Annotated in this window: 16 protein-coding genes and 1 pseudogene; 6 read left to right on the forward strand and 11 right to left on the reverse strand. The window is 71.5% G+C overall.

Annotation, left to right across the window (positions count from 1 at the left end):
• Positions 1–18: 18 nt before the first annotated feature.
• Together AB0K14_RS07980 and AB0K14_RS07985 are read left to right on the forward strand one after the other, a co-directional pair.
• Positions 19–1,749 carry a carbohydrate-binding protein gene (locus AB0K14_RS07980; RefSeq protein WP_360459711.1) on the forward strand — a complete coding sequence of 577 codons (1,731 nt, stop codon included), beginning with the start codon at positions 19–21 and terminating at the stop codon, positions 1,747–1,749.
• Between the two features lie 11 nt (positions 1,750–1,760).
• The gene (locus AB0K14_RS07985; RefSeq protein WP_360459712.1) at positions 1,761–3,968 is read left to right on the forward strand and encodes a family 43 glycosylhydrolase; all 2,208 of its coding nucleotides are present in this window, start codon (positions 1,761–1,763) and stop codon (positions 3,966–3,968) included.
• Positions 3,969–5,321: 1,353 nt separating this feature from the next.
• Here AB0K14_RS07985 and AB0K14_RS07990 read toward each other — a convergent pair.
• Positions 5,322–6,113 carry a hypothetical protein gene (locus AB0K14_RS07990; RefSeq protein WP_360459714.1) on the reverse strand — a complete coding sequence of 264 codons (792 nt, stop codon included), beginning with the start codon at positions 6,111–6,113 and terminating at the stop codon, positions 5,322–5,324.
• Between the two features lie 681 nt (positions 6,114–6,794).
• Here AB0K14_RS07990 and AB0K14_RS07995 point away from each other — a divergent pair.
• Complete coding sequence (locus AB0K14_RS07995) at positions 6,795–7,640, forward strand: hypothetical protein (protein WP_360459716.1); 846 nt, start codon at positions 6,795–6,797, stop codon at positions 7,638–7,640.
• A gap of 1 nt (position 7,641) precedes the next feature.
• On the opposite strand, the gene AB0K14_RS08000 is transcribed toward AB0K14_RS07995, so the two are convergent.
• Positions 7,642–10,854, reverse strand: a complete 3,213-nt coding sequence (locus AB0K14_RS08000) for a BTAD domain-containing putative transcriptional regulator (RefSeq protein ID WP_360459718.1) — start codon at positions 10,852–10,854, stop codon at positions 7,642–7,644.
• Positions 10,855–11,017: 163 nt separating this feature from the next.
• On the opposite strand from AB0K14_RS08000, the gene AB0K14_RS08005 reads away from it, so the two are divergent.
• Complete coding sequence (locus AB0K14_RS08005; RefSeq protein WP_364337690.1) at positions 11,018–12,133, forward strand: trypsin-like serine protease; 1,116 nt, start codon at positions 11,018–11,020, stop codon at positions 12,131–12,133.
• A 119-nt stretch (positions 12,134–12,252) separates the two neighbouring features.
• On the opposite strand, the gene AB0K14_RS08010 is transcribed toward AB0K14_RS08005, so the two are convergent.
• Entirely contained in the window at positions 12,253–12,417 is a 165-nt protein-coding gene (locus AB0K14_RS08010; RefSeq protein ID WP_360459722.1) for a hypothetical protein, read from the reverse strand.
• Between the two features lie 250 nt (positions 12,418–12,667).
• Entirely contained in the window at positions 12,668–12,811 is a 144-nt protein-coding gene (locus AB0K14_RS08015) for a hypothetical protein (RefSeq protein WP_360459724.1), read from the reverse strand.
• Positions 12,812–13,042: 231 nt separating this feature from the next.
• Here AB0K14_RS08015 and AB0K14_RS08020 point away from each other — a divergent pair, with 231 nt between their 5' ends.
• Together AB0K14_RS08020 and AB0K14_RS08025 are read left to right on the forward strand one after the other, a co-directional pair.
• Entirely contained in the window at positions 13,043–14,008 is a 966-nt protein-coding gene (locus AB0K14_RS08020; protein ID WP_360459732.1) for a nitronate monooxygenase, read from the forward strand.
• Between the two features lie 258 nt (positions 14,009–14,266).
• Positions 14,267–14,731 carry a hypothetical protein gene (locus AB0K14_RS08025; RefSeq protein ID WP_364337692.1) on the forward strand — a complete coding sequence of 155 codons (465 nt, stop codon included), beginning with the start codon at positions 14,267–14,269 and terminating at the stop codon, positions 14,729–14,731.
• 162 nt (positions 14,732–14,893) lie between these two features.
• On the opposite strand, the gene AB0K14_RS08030 is transcribed toward AB0K14_RS08025, so the two are convergent.
• From AB0K14_RS08030 to AB0K14_RS08060, 7 genes and pseudogenes are all read right to left on the reverse strand, one after another.
• Positions 14,894–15,751, reverse strand: coding sequence for a sugar phosphate isomerase/epimerase (locus tag AB0K14_RS08030; RefSeq protein ID WP_364337694.1), 858 nt, complete (start codon positions 15,749–15,751; stop codon positions 14,894–14,896).
• A gap of 85 nt (positions 15,752–15,836) precedes the next feature.
• Entirely contained in the window at positions 15,837–16,571 is a 735-nt protein-coding gene (locus AB0K14_RS08035) for an ABC transporter ATP-binding protein (RefSeq protein WP_360466683.1), read from the reverse strand.
• Positions 16,564–17,349, reverse strand: coding sequence for an ABC transporter ATP-binding protein (locus AB0K14_RS08040; RefSeq protein WP_360466680.1), 786 nt, complete (start codon positions 17,347–17,349; stop codon positions 16,564–16,566). Before AB0K14_RS08040 ends, AB0K14_RS08035 begins: the two co-directional genes overlap by 8 nt.
• Positions 17,350–17,360: 11 nt before the next feature.
• Positions 17,361–18,734 (reverse strand): ABC transporter substrate-binding protein, encoded by a 1,374-nt coding sequence (locus AB0K14_RS08045; RefSeq protein WP_360466677.1) that lies wholly within the window; start codon positions 18,732–18,734, stop codon positions 17,361–17,363.
• A 4-nt stretch (positions 18,735–18,738) separates the two neighbouring features.
• On the reverse strand, positions 18,739–19,833 hold the full coding sequence (locus tag AB0K14_RS08050) for a branched-chain amino acid ABC transporter permease (protein ID WP_360466674.1): 1,095 nt from the start codon (positions 19,831–19,833) through the stop codon (positions 18,739–18,741).
• Positions 19,830–20,888 carry a branched-chain amino acid ABC transporter permease gene (locus AB0K14_RS08055; protein ID WP_360466672.1) on the reverse strand — a complete coding sequence of 353 codons (1,059 nt, stop codon included), beginning with the start codon at positions 20,886–20,888 and terminating at the stop codon, positions 19,830–19,832. Before AB0K14_RS08055 ends, AB0K14_RS08050 begins: the two co-directional genes overlap by 4 nt.
• A pseudogene (locus tag AB0K14_RS08060) lies at positions 20,885–21,187 on the reverse strand (hypothetical protein); the annotation flags it as partial. The gene AB0K14_RS08055 and the pseudogene AB0K14_RS08060, both read right to left, overlap by 4 nt.

Below are 21,187 nucleotides of genomic sequence, written 5' to 3' on the forward strand. Positions count from 1 at the left end.
CCGACGGAGGACATCCCGATGCAACCCACACCACGGTGGCGGACCCTTCGCCGGGTCGCCGCCACCTCAGTGATCGTCGCCCTGAGCGCCGCGATCGTGCCCGGCACGGCGGCAGCGGCCGGGAACACCTACTACGTCGCACCCAACGGCAACGACAGCGCCGCGGGAACACAGGCCGCGCCCTGGGCGTCCATCGCCCGCGCGCAGGCCGTCGCCACGGCGGGGGACACGGTCTACTTCCGGGGCGGCACCTACGCCTACACCCGCGCGACGACGGCCTGTGCCAGTCGGACGGCCCGGGTCGACGCGATCACCCTGAACAAGAGCGGCACCTCGGGCAACCCCATCCGCTACTGGGCCCACCCCGGCGAGAAGCCGGTCTTCACCTTCTCGGCCATGCGGGACGACTGCCGGATCAAGGGCTTCAACGTCACCGGCAGCCACCTCCACCTCAAAGGCCTGGAAGTCACCGGCGTGCCGCAGAACAACAACCTCAACGCCGAGTCCTGGGGCATCTGGGTCTCCGGTAGCAACAACACCTTCGAGCTGCTCAACACCCACCACCACATGGGAACCGGCCTGTTCATCAACGGTGGCGGCGGCAACCTCGTCCTCAACACGGATTCGCACGACAACTACGACCTGCGCAGCTCGGACGGTCCCGGCGAGAACGCCGACGGGTTCGGTGCGCACTACACGCCCGCCGGTCGGCCCGCGAACGTGTTCCGGGGTTCCCGCGCGTGGTGGAACGCCGACGACGGTTACGACCTCATCTCCACCTACTCGCCCGTGATCATCGAGAACTCGTGGTCCTGGCGCAACGGGTACGTGCCGGGGACGACGACGCCCTCCGGCAACGGAGCAGGCTTCAAGGTGGGCGGCTTCGGCGCCGAGTACGACGCCGGCGCGGTGAAGCACACCGTCCGCTTCTCGGTGGCGCTGCTCAACAAGGCGCAGGGTTTCTACTCCAACCACCACCCGGTGGCCAACGACTACTTCAACAACACCGGCTACGGGAACCACCCCAACTTCGACATGCGGGGAATCAGTTCGAGCGGCGCGTCCGTCGGCCGGGGCAACCTGCGCAACAACATCGCCTACAACGGCACCGCCACGGCGAACATGACCGGCACGAGCGCCTCGAACAACTCCTGGAACCTGGGCCTGCCCCTGTCCGACGCGCAGTTCCAGAGCGTCTCGACATCCGGTTGGGACGCTCCACGCCAGGCCGACGGCAGCCTGCCCGTGCTGCCCAACCTCCGCCTCGCCGCGAACAGCACCCTGATCGACAAGGGCACCAACGTCGGCCTGCCCTACCAGGGGTCGGCGCCGGACCTCGGCGCCTTCGAGCAGTCCGGCGGCACGCCACCGCCGTCGCGCTATGAGGCGGAGACCGCACCGGCGGTGTGCCAGGGCACCATCGACTCCAACCAGGCCGGCTTCTCCGGCACCGGGTTCTGCAACGGCAACCCCGCCGTGGGCGCCTACGCCCAGTTCACCGTCAACGCGACGACAGCCGGCCCGGCGACGCTCGGCATCCGCTTCGCCAACGGCAGCGGCACCGCGCGACCGGCGAACCTCGTCGTCAACGGGTCCACGGTCGCCACGGTCACGTTCGAGGCCACCGGCAGCTGGACGACCTGGTCCACCAAGACCCTCACCGCCTCCCTGAACGCCGGCGACAACACCATCCGACTGGACCCGACCGCGGCGGACGGCCTGCCCAACATCGATCACCTCACCCTGTGAAAGGCACCAAGATGACCAGAACATCGCGCACGCCGTTGAAACGGCGCGTCCTGACCGCAGCCGCACTGCTGTTCGCGTCGGTGCTGACACCGCAGTCGATGGCGGCCGCGGCGCAGCCCGTCGCCGAAGCCGCCCCGGCCGCCGCGGTCGCACCGGCAGCCCAGGACGCTCCTGGCGTCGAGGACGCGGCGGACGATCCCCACGGTCTGAAGAAGACGGTCGCCGACTACCGGACGCGCATCCCGACCAAGTACACCACCGACTCCTGGAAACCCTTCGCCAAGGCGCTGACCACGGCGGATGAAGTCGCGAAGAACCCCTCGGCGAGCGCGACGGAGGCCGCCGCGGCGAAGACGGCCGTGGTCACCGCCGCCGGCGAGCTGGAGGCTGCGGACGAGGGCACGTTCCAGACCATCACCAACAACACCTTCTGGAACGACACGGCCGGCAACCCCATCTACTCGCAGGGCGGCGGCGTCTTCAAGTTCGGCGACACGTACTACTGGTACGGCGTGCACTACCGCGGTGCCGAGAGCTACCGGGCCAACCCGACGCGCAAGTACGACGGCGAAGTCTCGTTCGTGTCGATCCCGGTGTACTCGTCCAGGGACCTGGTGAACTGGAAGTTCGAGAACCGGGTCGCGACGCGCTCGACCGCGATCCACAACGGCAACACCATGGCTTCGACAGGGTGGGTCGGGCGGCTCGGGGTGGCGTACAACGAGAACACCGGCAAGTACGTGCTCGCCACCCAGGCCTACGTCGGAGGCGCGCACGGGGTGCTGCTCCTGCAGGGCAACACCCCCACGAGCAACTTCACCTACGGCTACTTCCAGGGCCAGGTCGTCAACTCCCCGACGACCGGCACCGGCGACCAGACCGTCTTCACCGACGAGGACGGCAAGGACTACCTGATCTTCTCCAACCGCGAAGGACGTTCCCGTGGCTTCGTCAGCAAGTTCCGCGAGTCCGACTCGCTGCGGATCGAGCCGGGCGTGGAGATCCGCCGCGGCGACGGCCGCGAGGGCAACGCCATGTTCAAGCTCGACGGCAAGTACTACCACGCCGCCTCGGCCCTGCACGGCTGGAACACCTCGGTCAACTACGTCAACGAGTCGACCGGCAGCAACATCCAGGGTTCCTACTCCAGTGAGTTCGTCCTCCCCGGTACCGAGATGGACTACAGCCACGTGACCCAGACCGGGTTCTTCGTCACCGTGAAGGGCACCAAGCAGAACACGGTGATCTACGCGGGCGACCGCTGGGCCGACTTCGCCTGGAACGGCATCGGCTACAACCAGTGGGTGCCGATCACCAAGACCGGTGCACGGCCGCAGTTCCACTCGGTCAGCCAGTGGCAGTTCAACATCACGACCGGTGAGTGGCGTGTCGGTCCGGCGAACAACTACATCCTCAACCCCGACATCCAGGCCGACCGCATCATCGTGTCCAGTGTGCGGGGATGGCGGAACCTCGGCGGTTCGGTGACCAACGTCAACGGTGGTGTGAACGGGTCACGCTTCGCCCTCCAGGTGAGCAACAGCGGCGGTGTCGAGCAGCGGATCGAATCGGTGCCCGCGGGCACCTACACCCTGTCCTCGCACGCTCGGGGCAGTGCCGGACAGGTCGTGATCACCGGCGCCAACGGCAGCCAACGCACACTCAGCATCCCGTCGTCGAGCGGCTGGGCCAAGCGCGAGCTCACCGGCATCGCGCTACCCGGTGGAGCCGCCACCGTCACCGTGCGGGCGTCGGGTTCGGGCGGCGTCATCGTCGACCAGCTGTCGCTCGTCAGGACCGACGGTGGTGTGCCGTCGACGGATCGGCGCTACGAGGCCGAGACGGCGCCGGCCGTGTGCCAGGGCACGATCGACTCGAACCAGGCCGGCTTCTCCGGCACCGGGTTCTGCAACGGCACCGCCGCCGTCGGGGCCTACGCCCAGTTCACCGTCGACGCGGCGCAGGCGGGCACCGCGGCGCTGGCGGTCCGGTTCGCCAACGGCAGCAGCAGCGGCACCGCGCGACCCGCGAACGTCGTCGTCAACGGGTCCACGGTCGGCACGGTCTCGTTCGAGGCCACCGGCGCGTGGACGACCTGGACCACCAAGTCCCTCACCGCCCAGTTGAACGCGGGCAGCAACACCATCCGACTCGAACCCACCGCGACCGAGGGCCTGCCCAACGTCGACCACCTCGACGTCGGAGTGGCAACGGGCTGAGACCACCCACCGAACAGCGGCGCGGGCATCCGGGACCACCGGGTGCCCGCGCCGGGGCGCGCACCGAGTCGACCGCTTCCCGTGGGCCCTTCCGCCCGGGTGGGTGGACGGAATCACAAAGAAGGGCATTCGAAGCGCGGGAACGGGACGGCGTCGCGCCCGGCCCGTCGCGGGAGTGAGCGGACAGCGGGCGGCCTGCGGCGATGTCGTTCTTGGCGATGTCGACGTAGCGGCCGGAGGGGTTGAGCAGGCGAAGTTCTCCTCGACGGCGTCGCCGACCAGGGTGTTGAGCACGACGTCGACCCCGGCGCGGTCACCCTGCGCCGGTCGAGGAGTTCTTCCGCGAACCGGGGGAGCGGGAGTCGGCGACCCCCGGCGGCACCGACTTTGAGCAGCAGGTCGCGTTTGGTCGCGTTGCCGGCGGTGGCGTAGGCGGTGGCTCCGCGCCGGCGGGCGATCTCCAGGGCGGCCTGGCCGACGCTGCCGGTCCCGGAGTGGATCAGTACCCGCTCACCCGGCTGCAGGCGGGCCGGCTCGACCAGACCGTGGTAAGAGGTGATGTGGGCCAAAGGCAGCGAAGCGGCCTGGGCGCGGCCCAGGCTCGTCGGTTTGGCCAGCCGGGCGGGAGGCCGTCCCCGCCTGATCGGCCCCGACGACGAAGCGTTCGTCGCGACGACGGCAAGGCCCGCCCCACGAGGGCGGGGCCCGCCCTTCACCCGGTGGAGCGCGCGCAACCTCGCCGCCCACCTGCACCACAACCCCGATCGCCGGGTGCGCATCGGCCACGAGCGCCTTCGGCAGATCCTGCACCGACACGGGGCCAGCCTCCGACGCACCCGGACCTGGAAGACCTCGAACGACTCGGACTTCGACGCCAAGCTCGACCGTGTCGACGAGGTGCTGACCCGGTTCCCGAAGCGGTGTTTCGCCTTCGACCAGTTCGGGCCGCTGTCGGTCCGCCCGCACCACGGTTCGGGCTGGGCGCCGCGCAAGCGGTCCGACGGTTTGCCGACGACCTACCGGCGCACCCACGGCATCCGTCACTTCCACGGCTGCTACTCGGTCGCCGACAACAACGTCGAGAACTGCCTGACGCCGACCTACGCCTCCTGGGCCAACCCATCGAGCCGCAGTTCGGACCGCAGCGCACCCTGGTCATCACCAACTCGAACCACCCCGACCACACCGTTCCGGCCCGCGAGCTCCGAGAACACCTGCGCTGGCGCAACGCCAACGCCTACCACCCCGACGTCCAGCGCCGCGACCGAGCACGCATCCGCAGCGAACGCGACCGACGCCGGGGCCGACCACGAGCAGCCTGACCAACCCGGCGAACCTGATGTGGTCAACGCACTAGACGCCCACGCCGATCCCGCCGAAGTTGTCCGGTTCGCTCCTGGGTGGGGACGGGGGCGGGGGCGGGGGCAGGCGGAACAGTGCGCCCACCTCGCGGTCGGGGTGGCCGTCGGTCACACCGTTCAACGCAACCGCCACGGCTGGTCCTTCCCTGGCTTCCGCGAGGGTCTTGGCGTGTTCCCGGCCGCGTGCGGTCGTGGCGTAGCGGTGCGCCCAGTGGACTTCGTCGGTCGCGTTGGTGAGGGCCGTGGGGCCGCCCACCGTGAGGACCAGGACCAGCAGGATGTAGAAGGCGCTCACCGCGTATGGGGTGGTGGCGATGAGCAGGACGGCGAGCCCCGCCGTGACGAGCATCGCACCGACCAGGGCGAACGGCGCCCACCGGAATCGTTCGTAACCGTCCCGGCGCAGCAGGTCTGCGTCGACCAGGGCGTTCAGGATGCGGTCCTCGGTGCCGGTGTCCCGCGGTGCGCCGAGCACCCTGGACTCGAAGTCGTCCTCGGCTTCCGCCCCGGGCGTCGGGGTGATCTCGACCCAGGTCTCCCCCTTGGCCAACGTGACGGCGCCACGCGCGTGCAGCCGGGTCACGGCCACGTCCCACGTCCGGCCGTCCCCACCCGCCAGCACCGCGATCGTGTAATCCACCGGCAGGTCGTCGGGCAGCACGGGGCCACGCCGCGCCGCCGCGGCCCGCCGCAGGCGTTCCCTCAACCAGGTCAGCCACAGCGGGGACAGCACCACCGCGACGAGCAGGCCGTGCCCAAGCACGCCCACGAGCAACACCGCCATCGTCACACCACCCATCATCGTCCCCACACGGCGGTACGGACGAGTTGTGCGGCACCTGCCTCGTCGCCGTTTGCGATCAGCGTTCGCACCGACAGCGACGTCGCCGACAGACATGCCATCGCCAGCAGAACCGCGACCACCACGGGCAGCCGGTCGAGACCGCCTCCACGCCGTCGTCATCGTCCACGCGTGCGCGCCAACGCCGCTGTGACGGCGACCGCCGCGATGAGCACACCTGGCACGACCTTGACGCCCCCGCGCTTGACTGGGTCCGCGGGATTCTCGACCGGCGGGCGGAATTCGTCCAACGCCCGCAGCAGCCGTACCTCACTGTGCTGCCCCGCGGATGGGTGGTCGAACGAACTCTGGCCTACCTATCGCGATCGCCTTGCGGAGTGACCCATCGTCGGACAGCACAACGGCCGGAAGACCGCCGCGTGCTCCAGGTGGTGGGCACCTGGAGCGACGACCGTCCCGGCCGCTGAGTCAACGCTGACGCCAGTGGCGTGATCCGGGTCACGGCGAGTCGCCGTCGTGCAAGCGTCGCGTCGACTCGTGGAACGTGGCCTTGATCCGCGCCGGACCCGACTTTAAGGCCACCGTAAGCACCGTCCCCATCCTGGACGCCGTGACGCCGCGGGCCCTGCCGCGGTGCGAGGACCAGGGGGTTCGATGAACAGGATGACGTGGTGGAAGCGGGTCGCGGTGGTCGGGTTCGCGGTGGGTGCGGCGAGCGGGGCGGTGACGACAGCCCGGGCGCAGATCGCGGCCTCCGCCGTCGACGCCCACCTGGTGGAGGCGGTCAGCCCGGACACGCCGTTCGCCAAGTCGGTGACGGCCTGGTGCCCGAGCGGCACCAAGCTGTACTCGGGGGGCGGCGCGGTCCGTGACTGGTCCGGACAGGTCGTGATCGACGCCGTGCGGCCGCTGCCCGACCTGTCCGGGGTCGTGGTGAGCGCCAGGCCGCTCGCGCCCACACCCGCCTGGGCGGTGGTCGCCCACGCCGTCTGCGCGCGCGGGAACCCCGTGCTGGTGCGCGGCGACGGGTTCGGCGCGGCGTCGGTCGACCTCAAGAAGCACTCGGCCTCGTGCTCGGTGCCGGGCAGCCTGACCGGTGTCTTCGGTGAGGTCGTCGGCGCCGACCCGGCGAACCCTGCGGCGCTGTACGGGTTGGTGCCCGACGCGGGTCTGACGACCGCCACCGCGAAGGCCTCCGGACCGGTCGACGCGTCGTGGTCGGTGAAGGCCTGGGCGGTCTGCGACGAGGACCTGGCGGGCCTGCTGGTGCGCGTGGTCGAGAAGGGTGCGATGTCCGGCGAGTACGAGCAAACGGTCAGCGCGACCTGCGCCGACGGCTACGAGTACACCGGTGGCGGCGCCACGGCGTACGCCAACTCACCCGACGCGCTGGCGGTCTCGCTGATGTGGCAGCCGAACCTCGACGTGGGCTCGATGACGGCGGTCGGCACGAAGGGCGCCAGTCCCTGGGGGATCGAGGCCTACGCGATCTGCGCCAAGCAGGGGTGAGTCACGCCGGGCGCGGCGCGGGATCGGGCAACGGGCTCGGTTCCACGTCGATCTCGCGCATCCGCGACACGTAGGCGCGGTAGCGGCGGCGTGCCTCGCCGTGGCTGCCCGACGCGGTGAGGGCGCGGACGAGCGCGAGGTGGGCGGTCTCGTCGTAGCCGTCGCGCTCCAGGACCCGCAGGCAGTACCGGCTGGTCGCGACGTGGTCGCCGGTGGCGGCGGTGTGCCGGGCCAGCGCCGAGGCGACCTGGAGGTAGGTGAGGCGGGCGTCCTCGCGCAGTTCCGCCGCCCAGTCCGCGTAGGGGTCCTCCTCCAGGAAATCGCCGGTGTAGGCGGTCTCCGCCGACGCCAGCAGCGTCGGCGGCCCGCCGGTCAGCCCGGCTCTCGCGTCGGCGAGGAACCGGACGACGTCCACGTCGACCACGGTCGGGTCCAGCCGCACCTGGTCGTGGTCGGCGACGATGCCGTGCCCGTCGCCGCGGTCGGGGTCGAGCACCAGGCGCGCGGTGGACAGCGCCACCGAGAACCGGTTGGCGACCCGCTCCGGCGGCTCGTCCGGCCACAGCAACGCCATCAGCGCTTCGCGGGTGGTCGGCCGACCCCGGCGCGCGACGAGGATCTTGACCAGGTCGCGCGCCTTCTTCGACTGCCACGCCGTGGCCGGGACGGTCTCGCCGCGGCGCAGCACCCGGAACCCGCCGAGGGTGCGGATCGACACCCCGGGGCCGGTCGACCGACCGCACGCCTCGGCGACCGCCGCGGCCTCCGCGACCAGCCCGCGCGCGCCGAGCCGACCGGCGGCCTGCCCTGCCACGGTGACCAGCGCCAGGCCGTCCGCACCGCCGAGCACCCGGGCCTTGGCGATCGAGACCTCGATGCCGCCGACGGGGTTGCCGATCTCGGCCCACGCCGCCGCGGCCTGGTCCAGCAAGGACAACGCCTCGTCGCGTACGGACCCGGCCCGGCCCAGCAGTTCGAGCGCCGCGGCGACGGCGGCCCGGTCGCGGCGTCGGGCGGCCACCGCCTGGGCCTGGACCGCGTGGGCCGCCGCCTCGTCCAGCTCGCCGCGTGCCAGCGCCAGGCGTGCGGCGGCCAGCAGCGCTGCGGGGTAGCCCAGGCCGGTGCCGCAGGCCAACGCCCGGCGCACCAGGTCCTCGGCGGCGCGCGGCTCGTCGTCGGCCACCACGCGGGCCAGCCCCGCCAGGGCGGGAACCAGCTGCGGGACCGCGTCGTTCTCCTCGGCCAGCCGCACGGCCTCGGCGAAGGCGTCACGGGCCAGCGCCCGTTCGCCCCGGAGCCGGTGCACCTCGCCGAGCGACTCCAGTGCCAGGCTGGCCAGGCGCGAGCCCGTCCTGGTGTAGACCTTCCGCGCCGCGTGCAGGTCGGCTGCGGCCTCGTCCAGCCTGCCCAGGCCGAGCCACGCCGCACCGCGGTTGTTCAGCGCCAGCGCCCGGTAGCTGGTGAACCCGGTCAGGTCGGCCAGCCGCAGCGCGGTCTCCAGCTCGGCCAGCGCCTCCCGGTGGTCCGCCTCGTGCACCAGGTGGGCCGACCGGTTGACCCTGATCCTGATCTCGGCCAGCACGTCACCGGCGAGCTGGGCGTGCGCCAACGCCCGCGCGTAGTGGTCCGCGACGGCCGAGCGGTCGCCCTCCGCGTCGGCGACCATGGCCAACACGGTGTGCGTGGCCGCGAGCGCCGCGTCGTCGCCCGCCTCCTCGGCCAGCGCGCTCGCCGCGGCGACCTCGGCCCGGCTCGCGGCGACGTCGCCACGGGCCCAGTGCGCGCTGGCGGCCAGGCCGCGCACCCTGGCCTCGGCCGCCGGGTCCGCTCCGGTGGCCGAGCACTCCGCGCAGGCCGCGAGCGTCCGGTCCGGCGCACCGCTGAAGTAGTGCATCGCGGCGATGCGGGCGGCGAGCGCGGGAGGGGTGGGCGCGCCCGGCGGGGTGGCCCGCCGCAGGCACGCCAGCGCCGGACCCCACTCGCCGCGCACCTGGTGCGCCACCCCGGCGAGCTGCCAGGTGACCGGGTCGCGCTCGTCGGGCGGTATCGCGTCGACCGCGGCGATCACAGTGTCCGCGCCGCCGCGCTGGAGCAGTTCCTCGCCGTGCGCGGCCAGCAGCGCGCCCACGGCGCGGTGGTCGGCGAGCCCGGACAGCGCGGCCAGCGCTTCCGCGAGGTGGCCGCGATCGGCGAGCCACGCGGCGGCGGTCGTGCCGAGCCGGCGTCGTTCGGCCGGGGACGGCGGAGTGCGGCCGGCGACGAACGCGCGTGCCAGCGGGATCAACCCCAGCCAGCCGGGGTGCGGGATCAGCCGCTCCACGAACAGCCCGCGCACCAGCAGGTCGTCGAGCACCCGCGCGGCGTCGGCGAACCCCAGCGCCGCCAGCAGGTCGGCGTTGAAGCGGTCGAACAGCGCGGCGGCGGCCAGCAGGTCCCGGACCGGGCGCGGTTCCCGGTCGAAGACCTCGTGGGCCAGGTAGTCGTACAGCGCGCGGTCGTGCGGCAGCGCGGCGGACGGCGTCGGCCCGGCCGCCGGCGCGCGTGCGCCGGCGGCCATCCGCACGGCCACCGGCCAACCGCCGGACAGCCGGTAGACCTCCGCGGCGACGTGGCCGTCAGGCAGCAGCCGGCGGGTCTCGCCCTCGGTGAACGCCAGTTGCGCGGCGGAGACCTCCAGCGGCCCGGCGAGCCCGGCCGGCCTGCGCACCGGGAACGGCGGCGGCTCCCGGCTCGACAGCACCACGCGCAACGCCGGCGGCGCTTGCAGGCACAGCGCCTCCACCAGGCCGCACGTCCGGTCGTCACGGCCGATCACGTGCAGGTCGTCCAGCACCAGCAACACCTCGCGCACGCCCACCGCGGCCTCGGCGACCGCCTCGCACAGGGACGCGGCCATCGCGTGCGCTCGATCGGCCCGACCGGCTTCGCCCGCGCCCTCGTCGTCGGCGAGCACCCCGGGCGGGGCGAACCGGAGCGCGGGCAGCACGGCGCGCAGGGCGGCGGCGAGGTTGGCCAGCAGCGGCTGGGCGGAGCGGTCCTCGTCGGTGAGCGTGTGCCAGGCGACGGGCGCGCGTCCGATCCACCCGGCCAGGAACGTGGTCTTGCCGTACCCCGCGGGCGCCACCACCGTGGTGATCCGGCTGGAGCGCGCCGCGGCCAACAGGTAGTCCAGGCGGGGCCGCGCCACGGTGTCGGTGGTCCCGGGCGTCGTCACACGCTATCCATGCCACACCCGCGCCGGTCCGTGCGTGCCCGGCGGCCGATTCACCCGATGTGATCAGCCCTGGCGACCGTCGCCTTATGCCGGCGCTAAGGCCACCCGAAGGCCCGTGACGACCGTGGTGCACGACCACCTGGACCTGCCTTCGGAGGGGAACATGAACAAGCGACACGTGTCGGTGAGAGCGGTGGTGCTGCTGCTGGCCGCCGCACTGGCGCCGCTGGTGACCACGTCGGTGGCCCGCGCGGAGGACCCGTGCGTCGACCGGCCCGCCACCGAGCTGGACCGGCGCGGCGACTGGCGCTGCGTCGGCCTGGCCACCTTCACCGGTCCCGGCGTCGAGCCGGTGGCCCCCGTGCTCAGCGACGAGGAGGCCGCGCGGTTGGACGTGACGTGGCCGGCGGAGTGGGAGCTGGGCGTCGCGATCTCGCCCGACGGACGGCTGTACCGCCAGACCGCGCTCGCACCGCGGGCGCCGGAGGAGACCCGCCCGGTCAACCCGACGCCGACCGACGTCGTGCCCGAACCTCGGGACGGAGAGGTGGGCACCCGGACGATCTTCGGTCCCGACGACCGGCTGCGGCGGTCGGCGACCACGAGCTACCCGTGGCGCGTGATGGGCTCGATCTCGGCGCCCGACGCCACCGCCTCGGGCTGCTCGGGCTCCCTGATCGGGCCCCGCCACCTGCTCACCGCCGGTCACTGCATCCACCAGGGCGGCGGGGGCGCGGACAAGGGCTGGTTCCCCGACCGCAAGGTGGGACCCGGCCAGAACGGGATCGGCAACTACCCGAACGGGCTCAAGAACTCGCACTGGTACTTCAGCGTGTCCGGCTGGTACGACCACGGCAACCCGGTGTTCGACTACGCCATGATCGTGCTGGAGGACCTGCGGTCCACCGCGTCGCTGGGGTGGCTGGGATGGCGCTCCAACGGCCACTGGGGCGAGCACTGGACGGCCGGCTACCCGAACTGGTCGTTCCAGTGCGCCGACTCGCCCTCGGCCGACGGCCAGTGCGACAACTACCAGTACGGCGACAGCGACTCGACGCAGCTCGTGCTGGCCAAGCTGCTCAAGACCCACGTCGACGTCCAGACCGGGCAGAGCGGCTCGCCGATCTACGAGATCGACGACGACGGGCGGCGCGTGACCGCGGTCGTCGCCTACCACGGCGGCAACTGGGCGACGCGGGTCACCGCGGCCCGGTCGAACAACTTCTGCGACTGGATCCACGCCCACCCCAGCGCCTTCGCCGACCACGCCTGCGAATAGGCACCCGACAGGCCGGCGCGCCGCGGGGGCACTTCCTGCCCCCGCGGCGCGTCCTGGCGTGTCGGCGCGGTCGCCTATTCGCCCGTCCCGGCCCGCCCGCGGCACACCTCGGTGCTCGCTCAACGCCGTGGCGAACACCCCGCCGGGTCGACCTCGTCGGCGTTCAGCGAGACGGTCAGGATCTTGCCGCCGTCGGGCGTGCCGATCGTCAGCGCGCTGTAGCTGCCGGGAGCGCCGCCGTTGTGGTGGACGATGGTGCCGCCGTCCGGGCCCAGGTCCTGCACCCACAGCTTTCGGGCCGGTGGGTGTGGAACCGGTTGTTCACCCACACCTTGCCCCCGCAGGGAGCCCCACCACGAACGTACCGTCGGCCTCGATGTCGCCGGTGCAGTTGGAACACCAGGGTCGCGGTGAACGTCTCGCCGACGGTGCCCGCCCAGACCTGACCGTCGACGGGCGGCTCGGCGGTCCCGCCCAGCTCGCTCACCCCGGCCCCGCGACACCGCAGAGCACCACTCCGACATCGCTGTCCGCCTACGCCAGGGCGTAGGCGATCGAACGCCCGAGCACTCCGTCACCGACGACCAGGACATCCACGTCGAACCCGTTGGCACGCACCACGAACCGCAGTCTGCCGCGTAGGAGGAACTCGCACCCGGCGAAAGTCTGTCGGGCCACCGCGATCGTCCATCGGCGACACCGACGAACCGGGTTCCGGAGTGACGCGAGGACCGCCTGCTGGAACCGGTCGCGTCGGCCGTGACGCCCCAAGGACTCGCTCTGGTCTCGGCACAAGGCGCCGCTGCGGCCACTCAGCAGGGAGCCGTCTGGCCGCGCACGTCACAGCGGGTGATCTGTGTGCGGCGCCCTTGCCGCCCTTCTAAGCCGGCAGGAGTGATGATGGCTGCCATGGCGTTGTCGACGGCGTTCACGAGGTTGTTCGGTGTGCAGCACCCGATCGCGTTGGCCCCGATGGGCGGGTCGGCCGGTGGTGCGCTCGCGGCGGCCGTCTCTCGCGGCGGTGGGCTGGGGTTGCTCGGCGGGGGTAACGGGGATCGGGATTGGCTGGCCCGCGAGCTGCCGATCGTTGCGGAGGAAACCGGGAAGCCGTGGGGTGTCGGGTTCCTGACCTGGGCGATCGATGTCGGCGCGGTCGAGCGGGCACTGGAGCACAACCCCAGGGCGGTGATGTTCTCCTTCGGAGACCCGAGCCCGTTCGCGGCCCGCGTCCGCCAAGCAGGTTCGGCGCTGATCATCCAGGTGACCGATCTGGAGGAGGCCAGGCAGGCGGTGGACCTGGGCGCCGATGTCATCGTGGCGCAGGGGACCGAGAGCGGTGGACACGGTTCCCGGCGCGGGCGGTCCACTCTGCCGTTCGTGCCGGTCGTGGCCGACCTGGTGGCACCGGTGCCGGTGCTGGCGGCCGGCGGGATCGCCGACGGCCGAGGCGTGGCCGCCGCCCTTGCCCTGGGTGCGGCCGGGGCGCTCGTCGGCACCCGCTTCCAGGCCACGGCCGAGGCCCTGGTCGATCCCTCGATCGCCAAGGCGATCGTCGAGGGACGTGGGCAGGACACCGAACGCAGCAGCGTCCTGGACATCGCCCGAGGCTCCCGGTGGCCGTCGAAGTACGCCGCCCGCACCCTCGGCCATCCGTTCCTCGACCAATGGCGGGGCCGGGAAGCGGAACTCGCCGCGAACCCCGCAGCCAAGCACGCCTATCAGGCTGCCGTGGCGCGAGGCGACGTGCCCCCGCTGCCGGTGTGGGCCGGCGAGGCCATCGACCTCATCACCGACCTGCAACCCGCGGCCGATCTCGTCCTCGCCTTGGCCGCGCGGGCCGAGGAGGCTCTGGTCCGCGCGGGAAGCAGTTCTTGATCCACCGGCCACAACGCCTTTGTGGATGCCCCCGTCGGATCAGCTGGTGTGGTTGCCGGGCCGGCCAGTTGCGACGTCGCCGCCGGCCCGACCACCCGCGTCGGCGCCGAACACGCCAGGGCCTGAGCGGGAGTCGCGATGCGCTGTTCGCCGGCGTCGCTGCGTGCGAGCGGTCGTCTGGTCGGACAAGTCTCCGGGCCGCTACCGTGGAGGCACACCGCCGACGAAGGGTCCTGCTCCGCTCTGGAGGTGTTCTTGGTGTTCCTGCGTTTTTTGGCCCGAGTGGCCGGTGTGTCGACGTTGGTCGTCGGTCTGCTGACCGGTGTGGTCGTCGGCACGGCCAGTGCCTGCCAGTGCTTGCCCGGCGGGGAGCCGCAGCGGTACGCACGTGCCACCCACGTGTTCGAGGGTGCTGTGATCAGCAGGGTCTACGAGTCGCCGAGCAACCTGCGCTACACCTTCAAGGTCGGCGACGTGTACAAGGGCGACGTCCCCGACATCGTCGTGGTCGGGACCTACGGGGAGGCGGCGGCGTGCGGATTGGTCTACCCGCAGGTCGGTGACGAGTACCTGATGTTCGCCACCCTCCGGGGCGACGGTCTGCGGACCAGCAGCTGCGACGGGAGCCGGCCCGCTTCCCTGGGCCCGCCCATCACGGAGTCGACCGCCGGCGTCGACTCCGCGGCCGTCGCCGCCTCACCCTGTGACGTGGCCGTGGCCTGAGCACGTCGGTGCGTCCGGGAGCACGTCCTCCCGGACGCACCGACGGGGTGGACGGCAACCGCACCACACGCACGTGGCCGGAGCACGACGGCTCCGACCATCGCGGTCAACTCACGCTTGCCCGTCGCAGCGCCGCGATCACCGATTGCGGGGTGACGCCGGTCAGGCGGTGCCGATCACCTCCCGGAGGAACCGCAGCCCGTCCACGGCCAGCGCATCCTGGCTGGACGCGAGCGGGCGCCAGATGGACGCGGCGGTCGCGATGCTGTCGTTGTCCCCGGTGAACGACTCGATGCACAGCGGCCCGGTGTAGCCCGCCTCGGCCAGCGCCGCGACGACATCCGGCCAGTCGAGGTGGTCCGCACCCGGTGCGCCGCGGTCGTTGCCGCACACCTGGACGTGCGCGATCCGGCCCCCGGCGGACCGGATCGCGTCGCCGACGTGCTTCTCCTCGATGTTCTGGTGGTAGACGTCGACCCCGACGCCGCACCCGTCGACGGGCAGGCCGTCCAGCGCCGCCAGCGTCTGCCCGATCGTGTTGAGCAGGCTGGTCTCGTACCGGTTCAGGGGCTCCACCGCGACCCGCACGCCCGCCGCACGGGCGTGCTCGACCACCGGCGCCAGGTTGTCGCGCAGCTCGGCGATCCGGTCACTCCGCTCCCGCTCCGACATGCGCCACGTCCGACCGACCGACGCGTACGCCGGACCCGCGATGACCGGCGAACCGACCTCCACCGCGATGTCCACGACCCGCCGCAGGTAGTCCTGGGTGGCACCGACCGTCGCGCGCTCCGCCGCGACCAGCTCCCGACCCGGCGACATCACCACGCACAGGGTCGCGGCGAGCCCGTGGTCCGCCAGCACCCGCGCGGCGTGCACCGGGTCCCAGTCGTCGACCTCCTCCACCGGGAGTTCGAGCACGTCGAACCCCCACCCGGCCACCCGGGCGGCCAGCTCGGCAAGCGCCGCATCACGCAGCGGCGACGTCCACACCCACGTACTCACACCGATCGCGTGCATGTTCCTCCGTCCGGACAGGGTTCGAGGTCACGTCCCGGGCGCGCGGGTGTCCGAAGCCGGGCTTGCGTCGGTCGACCTGTCAGCGTCATCGCACGGCGTCCGGAAGCGGCTCGACACCGAGATGGCGTTTCTGCGCACCGGGGTCGGCCAACAGCTCCGCGGAGGTGGTTTCGGTCGCGACCGCCCCCGACTGCATCACGATCACGCGGTCCGCGAGCGTCGTGGCGACGCCGAGGTTCTGTTCCACCACGAGCAGGCCCATCCCGCCGGCGGCGAGATCCCTGATCGTCGCGATGAGCGTCTCCACCACCGTGGGCGCCAAGCCCTCCGACGGCTCGTCCATGATGAGCAGCTTCGGGTTGGTGAGCAGCGCGCGTCCTATCGAGAGCATCTCCTGCTCGCCGCCAGAGAGAGCCGTTCCCGGGACGTTCTTGCGCTCGGCCAGTCGCGGGAACAGCTCGTAGACGCGTGCCGGCGTCCAGGCCGCCTTGGCCGGCGCCCCGACGATCTGGAGGTGCTCATCCGTGGTGAGCGACGGGAACAGCCGCCGACCCTGGGGCACATAGCCGATCCCGGCCTTCACGATCTTGTGCGGCGGCTTGCCCCGCAACTCCACGCCGGCGAGCCTGGCCGACCCCGTCGAGCGCCCGTCGACCCCGAGCACCCCGACGAGCGCCTTGCACAGCGTGGTCTTCCCCATGCCGTTGCGGCCGATGACCGCGACGGGTTCCGCGCCCATCACCAGCGACACGCCCTGCAGGACGTGCGCCGACCCGTAGTACGCGTCGAGGTTCTCGACCACCAGCAGTGGATCACTCATGCGAGATCAGCCCCGATCCCAGGTACAGGTCGTGCACGGTCTGGTTGGCGCTGATCTCCTCCGGTGTGCCTTCGACGATCACGCGCCCGTCGTGCATCATCGTCACCCACCGCGCCACGCGGAGGGCGACGTCCATGTCGTGCTCGATCAGGACGAGCGTGATCGACTCGTCCAGGTCGAGCAGCATCCCGGTGAGCCGCACGCGCTCGGCACGCGAGAGGCCGGCAGCCGGCTCGTCGAGCATCAGCAGCTTGGGTTCGGCGACGAGCGCCATGCCGACCTCCAGCTGTCGCTGCTCGCCGTGCGAGAGGTTCATGACCCGATCGTGCAGCCGGTCTGCCAGCCCCACGTCGGCGGCCATGGGCCGCGCCTTCTCACGCAGCTGCTCGTCCTTCGTGGAGGGTGTCATCCGCAGCCGGCCCGCACCGACGCCGAGTGCCGCCAGGTAGAGGTTGTCCTCGACCGAGAGCCCGGCGAACAGCCGTGACGTCTGGAACGTCCGGGACAGGCCCATGCGGGCGCGCTCGCGGGCGGGCAGGTCCGTCACGTCGCGACCGAAGAGCTCGACCCGACCGCTGCTCGGCGGGAACTCCCCGGAGATCAGGTTGAACACGGTCGTCTTGCCGGCGCCGTTGGGGCCGAGGATGGCCCGGCGCTCGCCGGGCCGCACCGCGAGGTCCACACCGCGCACGGCGTGGACGCCACCGAACCGGCGGTCGATCCCCCGGAGCCGGAGGACCGGATCCGCAAGCTCGGACTCCGCTGCCTGGTCAGTCATCCGCCGACCCGCTACCTGGAGAACTTCACCGGCTCGGACTTGCCCACCCACGGCGGGGCGGCACCGCTCGCGCAAGCCGGGTTGTCGCGGTCCGGCGAGGGCGTGTCCTTGGAGAAGACACCGTTGAACGTCTGCTCGACCTCCGGTATCCGGGCGAACGTCTGGACGTCCGGCACGCCGTCGCCCGTGTTGTCGGCGACGATCTTCTTCAGGTACACGTCCGTGATGCCCTGGCGGTTGCTGTCGAGCTTGACGTCGCCCCACGGTGCCTCTTGGCCGGTCAGCGTCATCTTCGCCAGCGCCGCCTGGAGCTTGCTCTGGTCGGAGACGTCGCCGTCGACCTCCTTGAGCGCCTTGATCAGCGCCGTCGTGCCGGTGTAGTAGCCGTAGGTGAAGACCGACGGGCCGAGCCCCGCGATCTCGTCACCGTAGGCGTCCTTGAGTTCCTTCAGGTAGGCCGCGACCTCGGGGTCGTCGGAGTCGGCCGCCGTCATCGCCGCGGTGGTGCCGCCGATGAGCGACTGGCCGACCTCCTTGAGCACGAGCGGGTCGTCCCAGAAGATGTTGCCCAGCATGCGCTCGGTGTCGAACCTGCCGCGCAGTTCCTTGTACTGCTTGATGAACGAGATCAGACCGGTGCCACCGATGCCCACGTACAGGCCGTCGACGTCCTGCGGGAGCTGGGAGATGTGGGAGGAGTAGTCCTTCTCGCCCAGCGGCGCCCAGACGCGCTTGGAGACCTTGCCGCCGAGCGCGCAGAACTCGGCGACGAAGCCCGACAGGGAGGTGTACGGGAACGAGTAGTCGTCGCCGACGATCGCGGCGGTGCGCCAGCCGAGCGTGTTGTAGGCGTAGTCACCGAGACCCGCGGACCACTGCGCGCCGTCCGGGTGGAAGCGGAAGAAGTTCGGCGCCTGGACCTTGAGCGTCGCGTCCTGCGCGCCGGAGATGCCGTTCACGAACGTCTTGTCCGGGTGCTGCTTCGCGTAGTTCGCCACCGCGATGCCCTCGTCGCCGGAGAACGGGCCGATCATCACGTCGGCACCGTTCTGCTCCATCAGGCGGCGGGTCTCCTCGATCGCCTTGTCGGCCGTGTCGTCGGCGCAGCCGTAACCCACGATCTCGACGTTCTTGCCGGCGATCTTGGCGCCGGACACGCCGTCGGTCGGCCTCTCGCCGTCGGGCTTGGCCCCGGCGTACTTGATGAGCGCGAGGTTCGCGCCCGACGCGGTCGGCTCGAAGAACGATCCGAACGCGCCCTCGCAGTCCGACAGGAAACCGATCTTGATCGTGCCGCCGGAGGCTGTGCCCTTGTCGCTTCCTCCGCAGCCCGCGAGCGTGAGCGCCGCGACGATGCCGAGCACGGTGTACCGAGGTCGTGGCATCCCTTCACCTCTCCTGGGGAACTGTTCGTTGGTCCGGCGTCTCCGGACGCTGTCGGTCCGCGCCACGACGCCCGGCGCCCGATCCCGCCCCCGCGTTGCGATCGGCGTTGCCCAGCTTGGCCTTGGCCCGATCCCAGATGCCGATGATGCCTCCGGGCGAGGCCAGCACGATGATCAGGAACAGCACGCCGATGAGCGTGTTGAACCGGGCGGGTCCGAGGACGTTGCCGACCTGCGGCACCCATTCCCGCGAGTAGTTGTCGATCAGCGCGTAGGTGAACGCGCCGATCCACGCCCCTTCGAGTCGGTAGAGACCGCCGATGACGGCGATGATCAGGATGTCGATCGTCTGCGCCAGGTTGATCGAGCCTGGCGTGATGCGGCCGTTGTAGAAGACGGACAGCACGCCGGCGACGCCGGCGACGAAGGCCGCGATGCCGAACGCGAGCGTCCGGTGCAGCAGGACGTTGAAGCCGAGCGCGTGCATCCGGGCCGGCTCATCGCGGACGCCCTGCAGGCCCAGCCCGAAGGCGGTGCGCGACAACGCGGCCAACCCGAGGAAGACCAGGACCGCGACGACGAGCGTCAGGAAGTAGCGGGGCACGGGATCGCTCTCCGGGCTCCCGACGATGCCGGGCAGGTCGACGCTGTTGATGCCGCCGAAGCCGGAGAGGCCGGTGACCTGGGAGAAGAAGTAGAAGACGAGCACGCTGAACGCCAGCGTGATCATCAGGAAGTAGATGCCCTCGCTGCGGGCCGCGATCCAGCCGAACCCGAGGCCCACGACCGTCGCGACGACGAGCGCGACGACGAGCGCGAGGTACGGATCCCAGGCTGCCGCGACACCGCCGTCGGCCAGGACGAGGTTGGCGTAGGTCATGCCGGCGATGCCGTAGATCCCGACCTGCGCGAGCGACACCATGCCCCCGTAGGCCGCGAGGAAGATCAGGCTCGCCGCGGCGATGCCGAGCCACAGCGCCTTCGTGAGGATCACGCTCAGGAAGAAGCCCGAGACGAGCAGAGGGGCGATCGCGGCGAGCACGACGACCACTCCCAGGACCGGCCACGCGAGCCGGGTGGTGCTGACGGTCGGGTTCACGCCGGCCTCCCGAAGATCCCCAGCGGCCGCACCGCGAGCACCCCGACGAGCAGGGCGAACGTCACGATGACCGAGTAGTTGGTCAGGTCCGTCCCGCCGAAGACGAGGTAGACGTCCGCGTACGAGTCGACGAGGCCGAGTGCCAGCGCGCCGATCGCCGCGCCGCCCAGCGACCCCATCCCGCCGATGATCACGACGATCAGCGAGTTGAGGAGGAACGCCGCGTCGTGCCCCGGCGCGAGCGAGATCATCGTGCCGCCTAGGACGCCGCCGAAGCCGGCCAGCGCCGCGCCGAGGAAGAACGCGCCGACGAAGACGAGGTTCACGTTGATCCCGAGCGCCGACACCATGTCCCGGTCGTCGACGCCCGCCCGCACGATCTTGCCGAAGCGGGTGCGCTTGATGATCAGCCACAGCGCGAGCCCGATCAGGAGCGCAGCGCCGATCACGACGACTCCGCGGAAGAACCCGAACCGCACCTCACCCGGCAGGGTGATGCTCGTCGGCCACCAGGACGGCACCGCGATCTCCTGCGAGACGCCGCCGAACGCGGCCAGCATCTGGTCGGCGATGATCACGCTCAGCGCGATCGTGATCAGCGCCTGGCGCAGGTCCTGGCCCTGGTTGCGGCGCAGGAAGACCTGCTGGAACGCGACCCCGAGGAACCCGATCACGAGCGTGGCGACGACGAGCGGGACGAGCCAGCCGAGCAGCCCGTACTCGACGCCGGCATTGCCGCTCAGTGAGATCCCGAGCCCCTTCTCCTCCCTGAACCACCGGCTCTGGACCTCCAGCGCGAGGTAGCCGCCAAGCAGGTACAGCGACCCGTGCGCCATGTTGACGACGCGCATGAGCCCGAAGATCAGCGTGAACCCGCTGGCGACCACGAAGTACAGGGCGGCGAGCGTCAGCCCGCTGAGGGTGACCGTCGCGAACTGGCGAAGGTCTTCCACGGCCTTGAGCACCAGGAAGACCACCACGACGGCGGCCACGGCGATGAGCGCCATGCGCTTGGCGGACCGGGAGGTGGCAGCGGCGATCGACGGGCGACTCATCGCGCCGGGTCCCGTCGGGCGTCCTGGTCCTGTCGGTCGTCCAGGGTGAACTCGGGCAGGCGTACGAGCTCGCCGCCCTTGAGCGCGGACTCGTGCGCGCAGAGGCCGACGCACGTCCAGTTGGCCGAGCGGCGGGCGTTCGGGAACGGCTCGCGCTGTTCGACGAGGGCGCTGACGAACTCGTGCACCAGGTGCGGGTGGGAGCCGCCGTGGCCGGCGCCCTGCGTGAAGCTGAGGTGCGTTTCCCCGTCGTCGTCGTAGATGCCCCTGGTCGTGAAGCGCCGGATCGGCTCGGGCAG

This window comes from Actinosynnema sp. NPDC050801, from assembly GCF_040673975.1.
Taxonomy (GTDB): Bacteria; Actinomycetota; Actinomycetes; order Mycobacteriales; family Pseudonocardiaceae; genus Actinosynnema.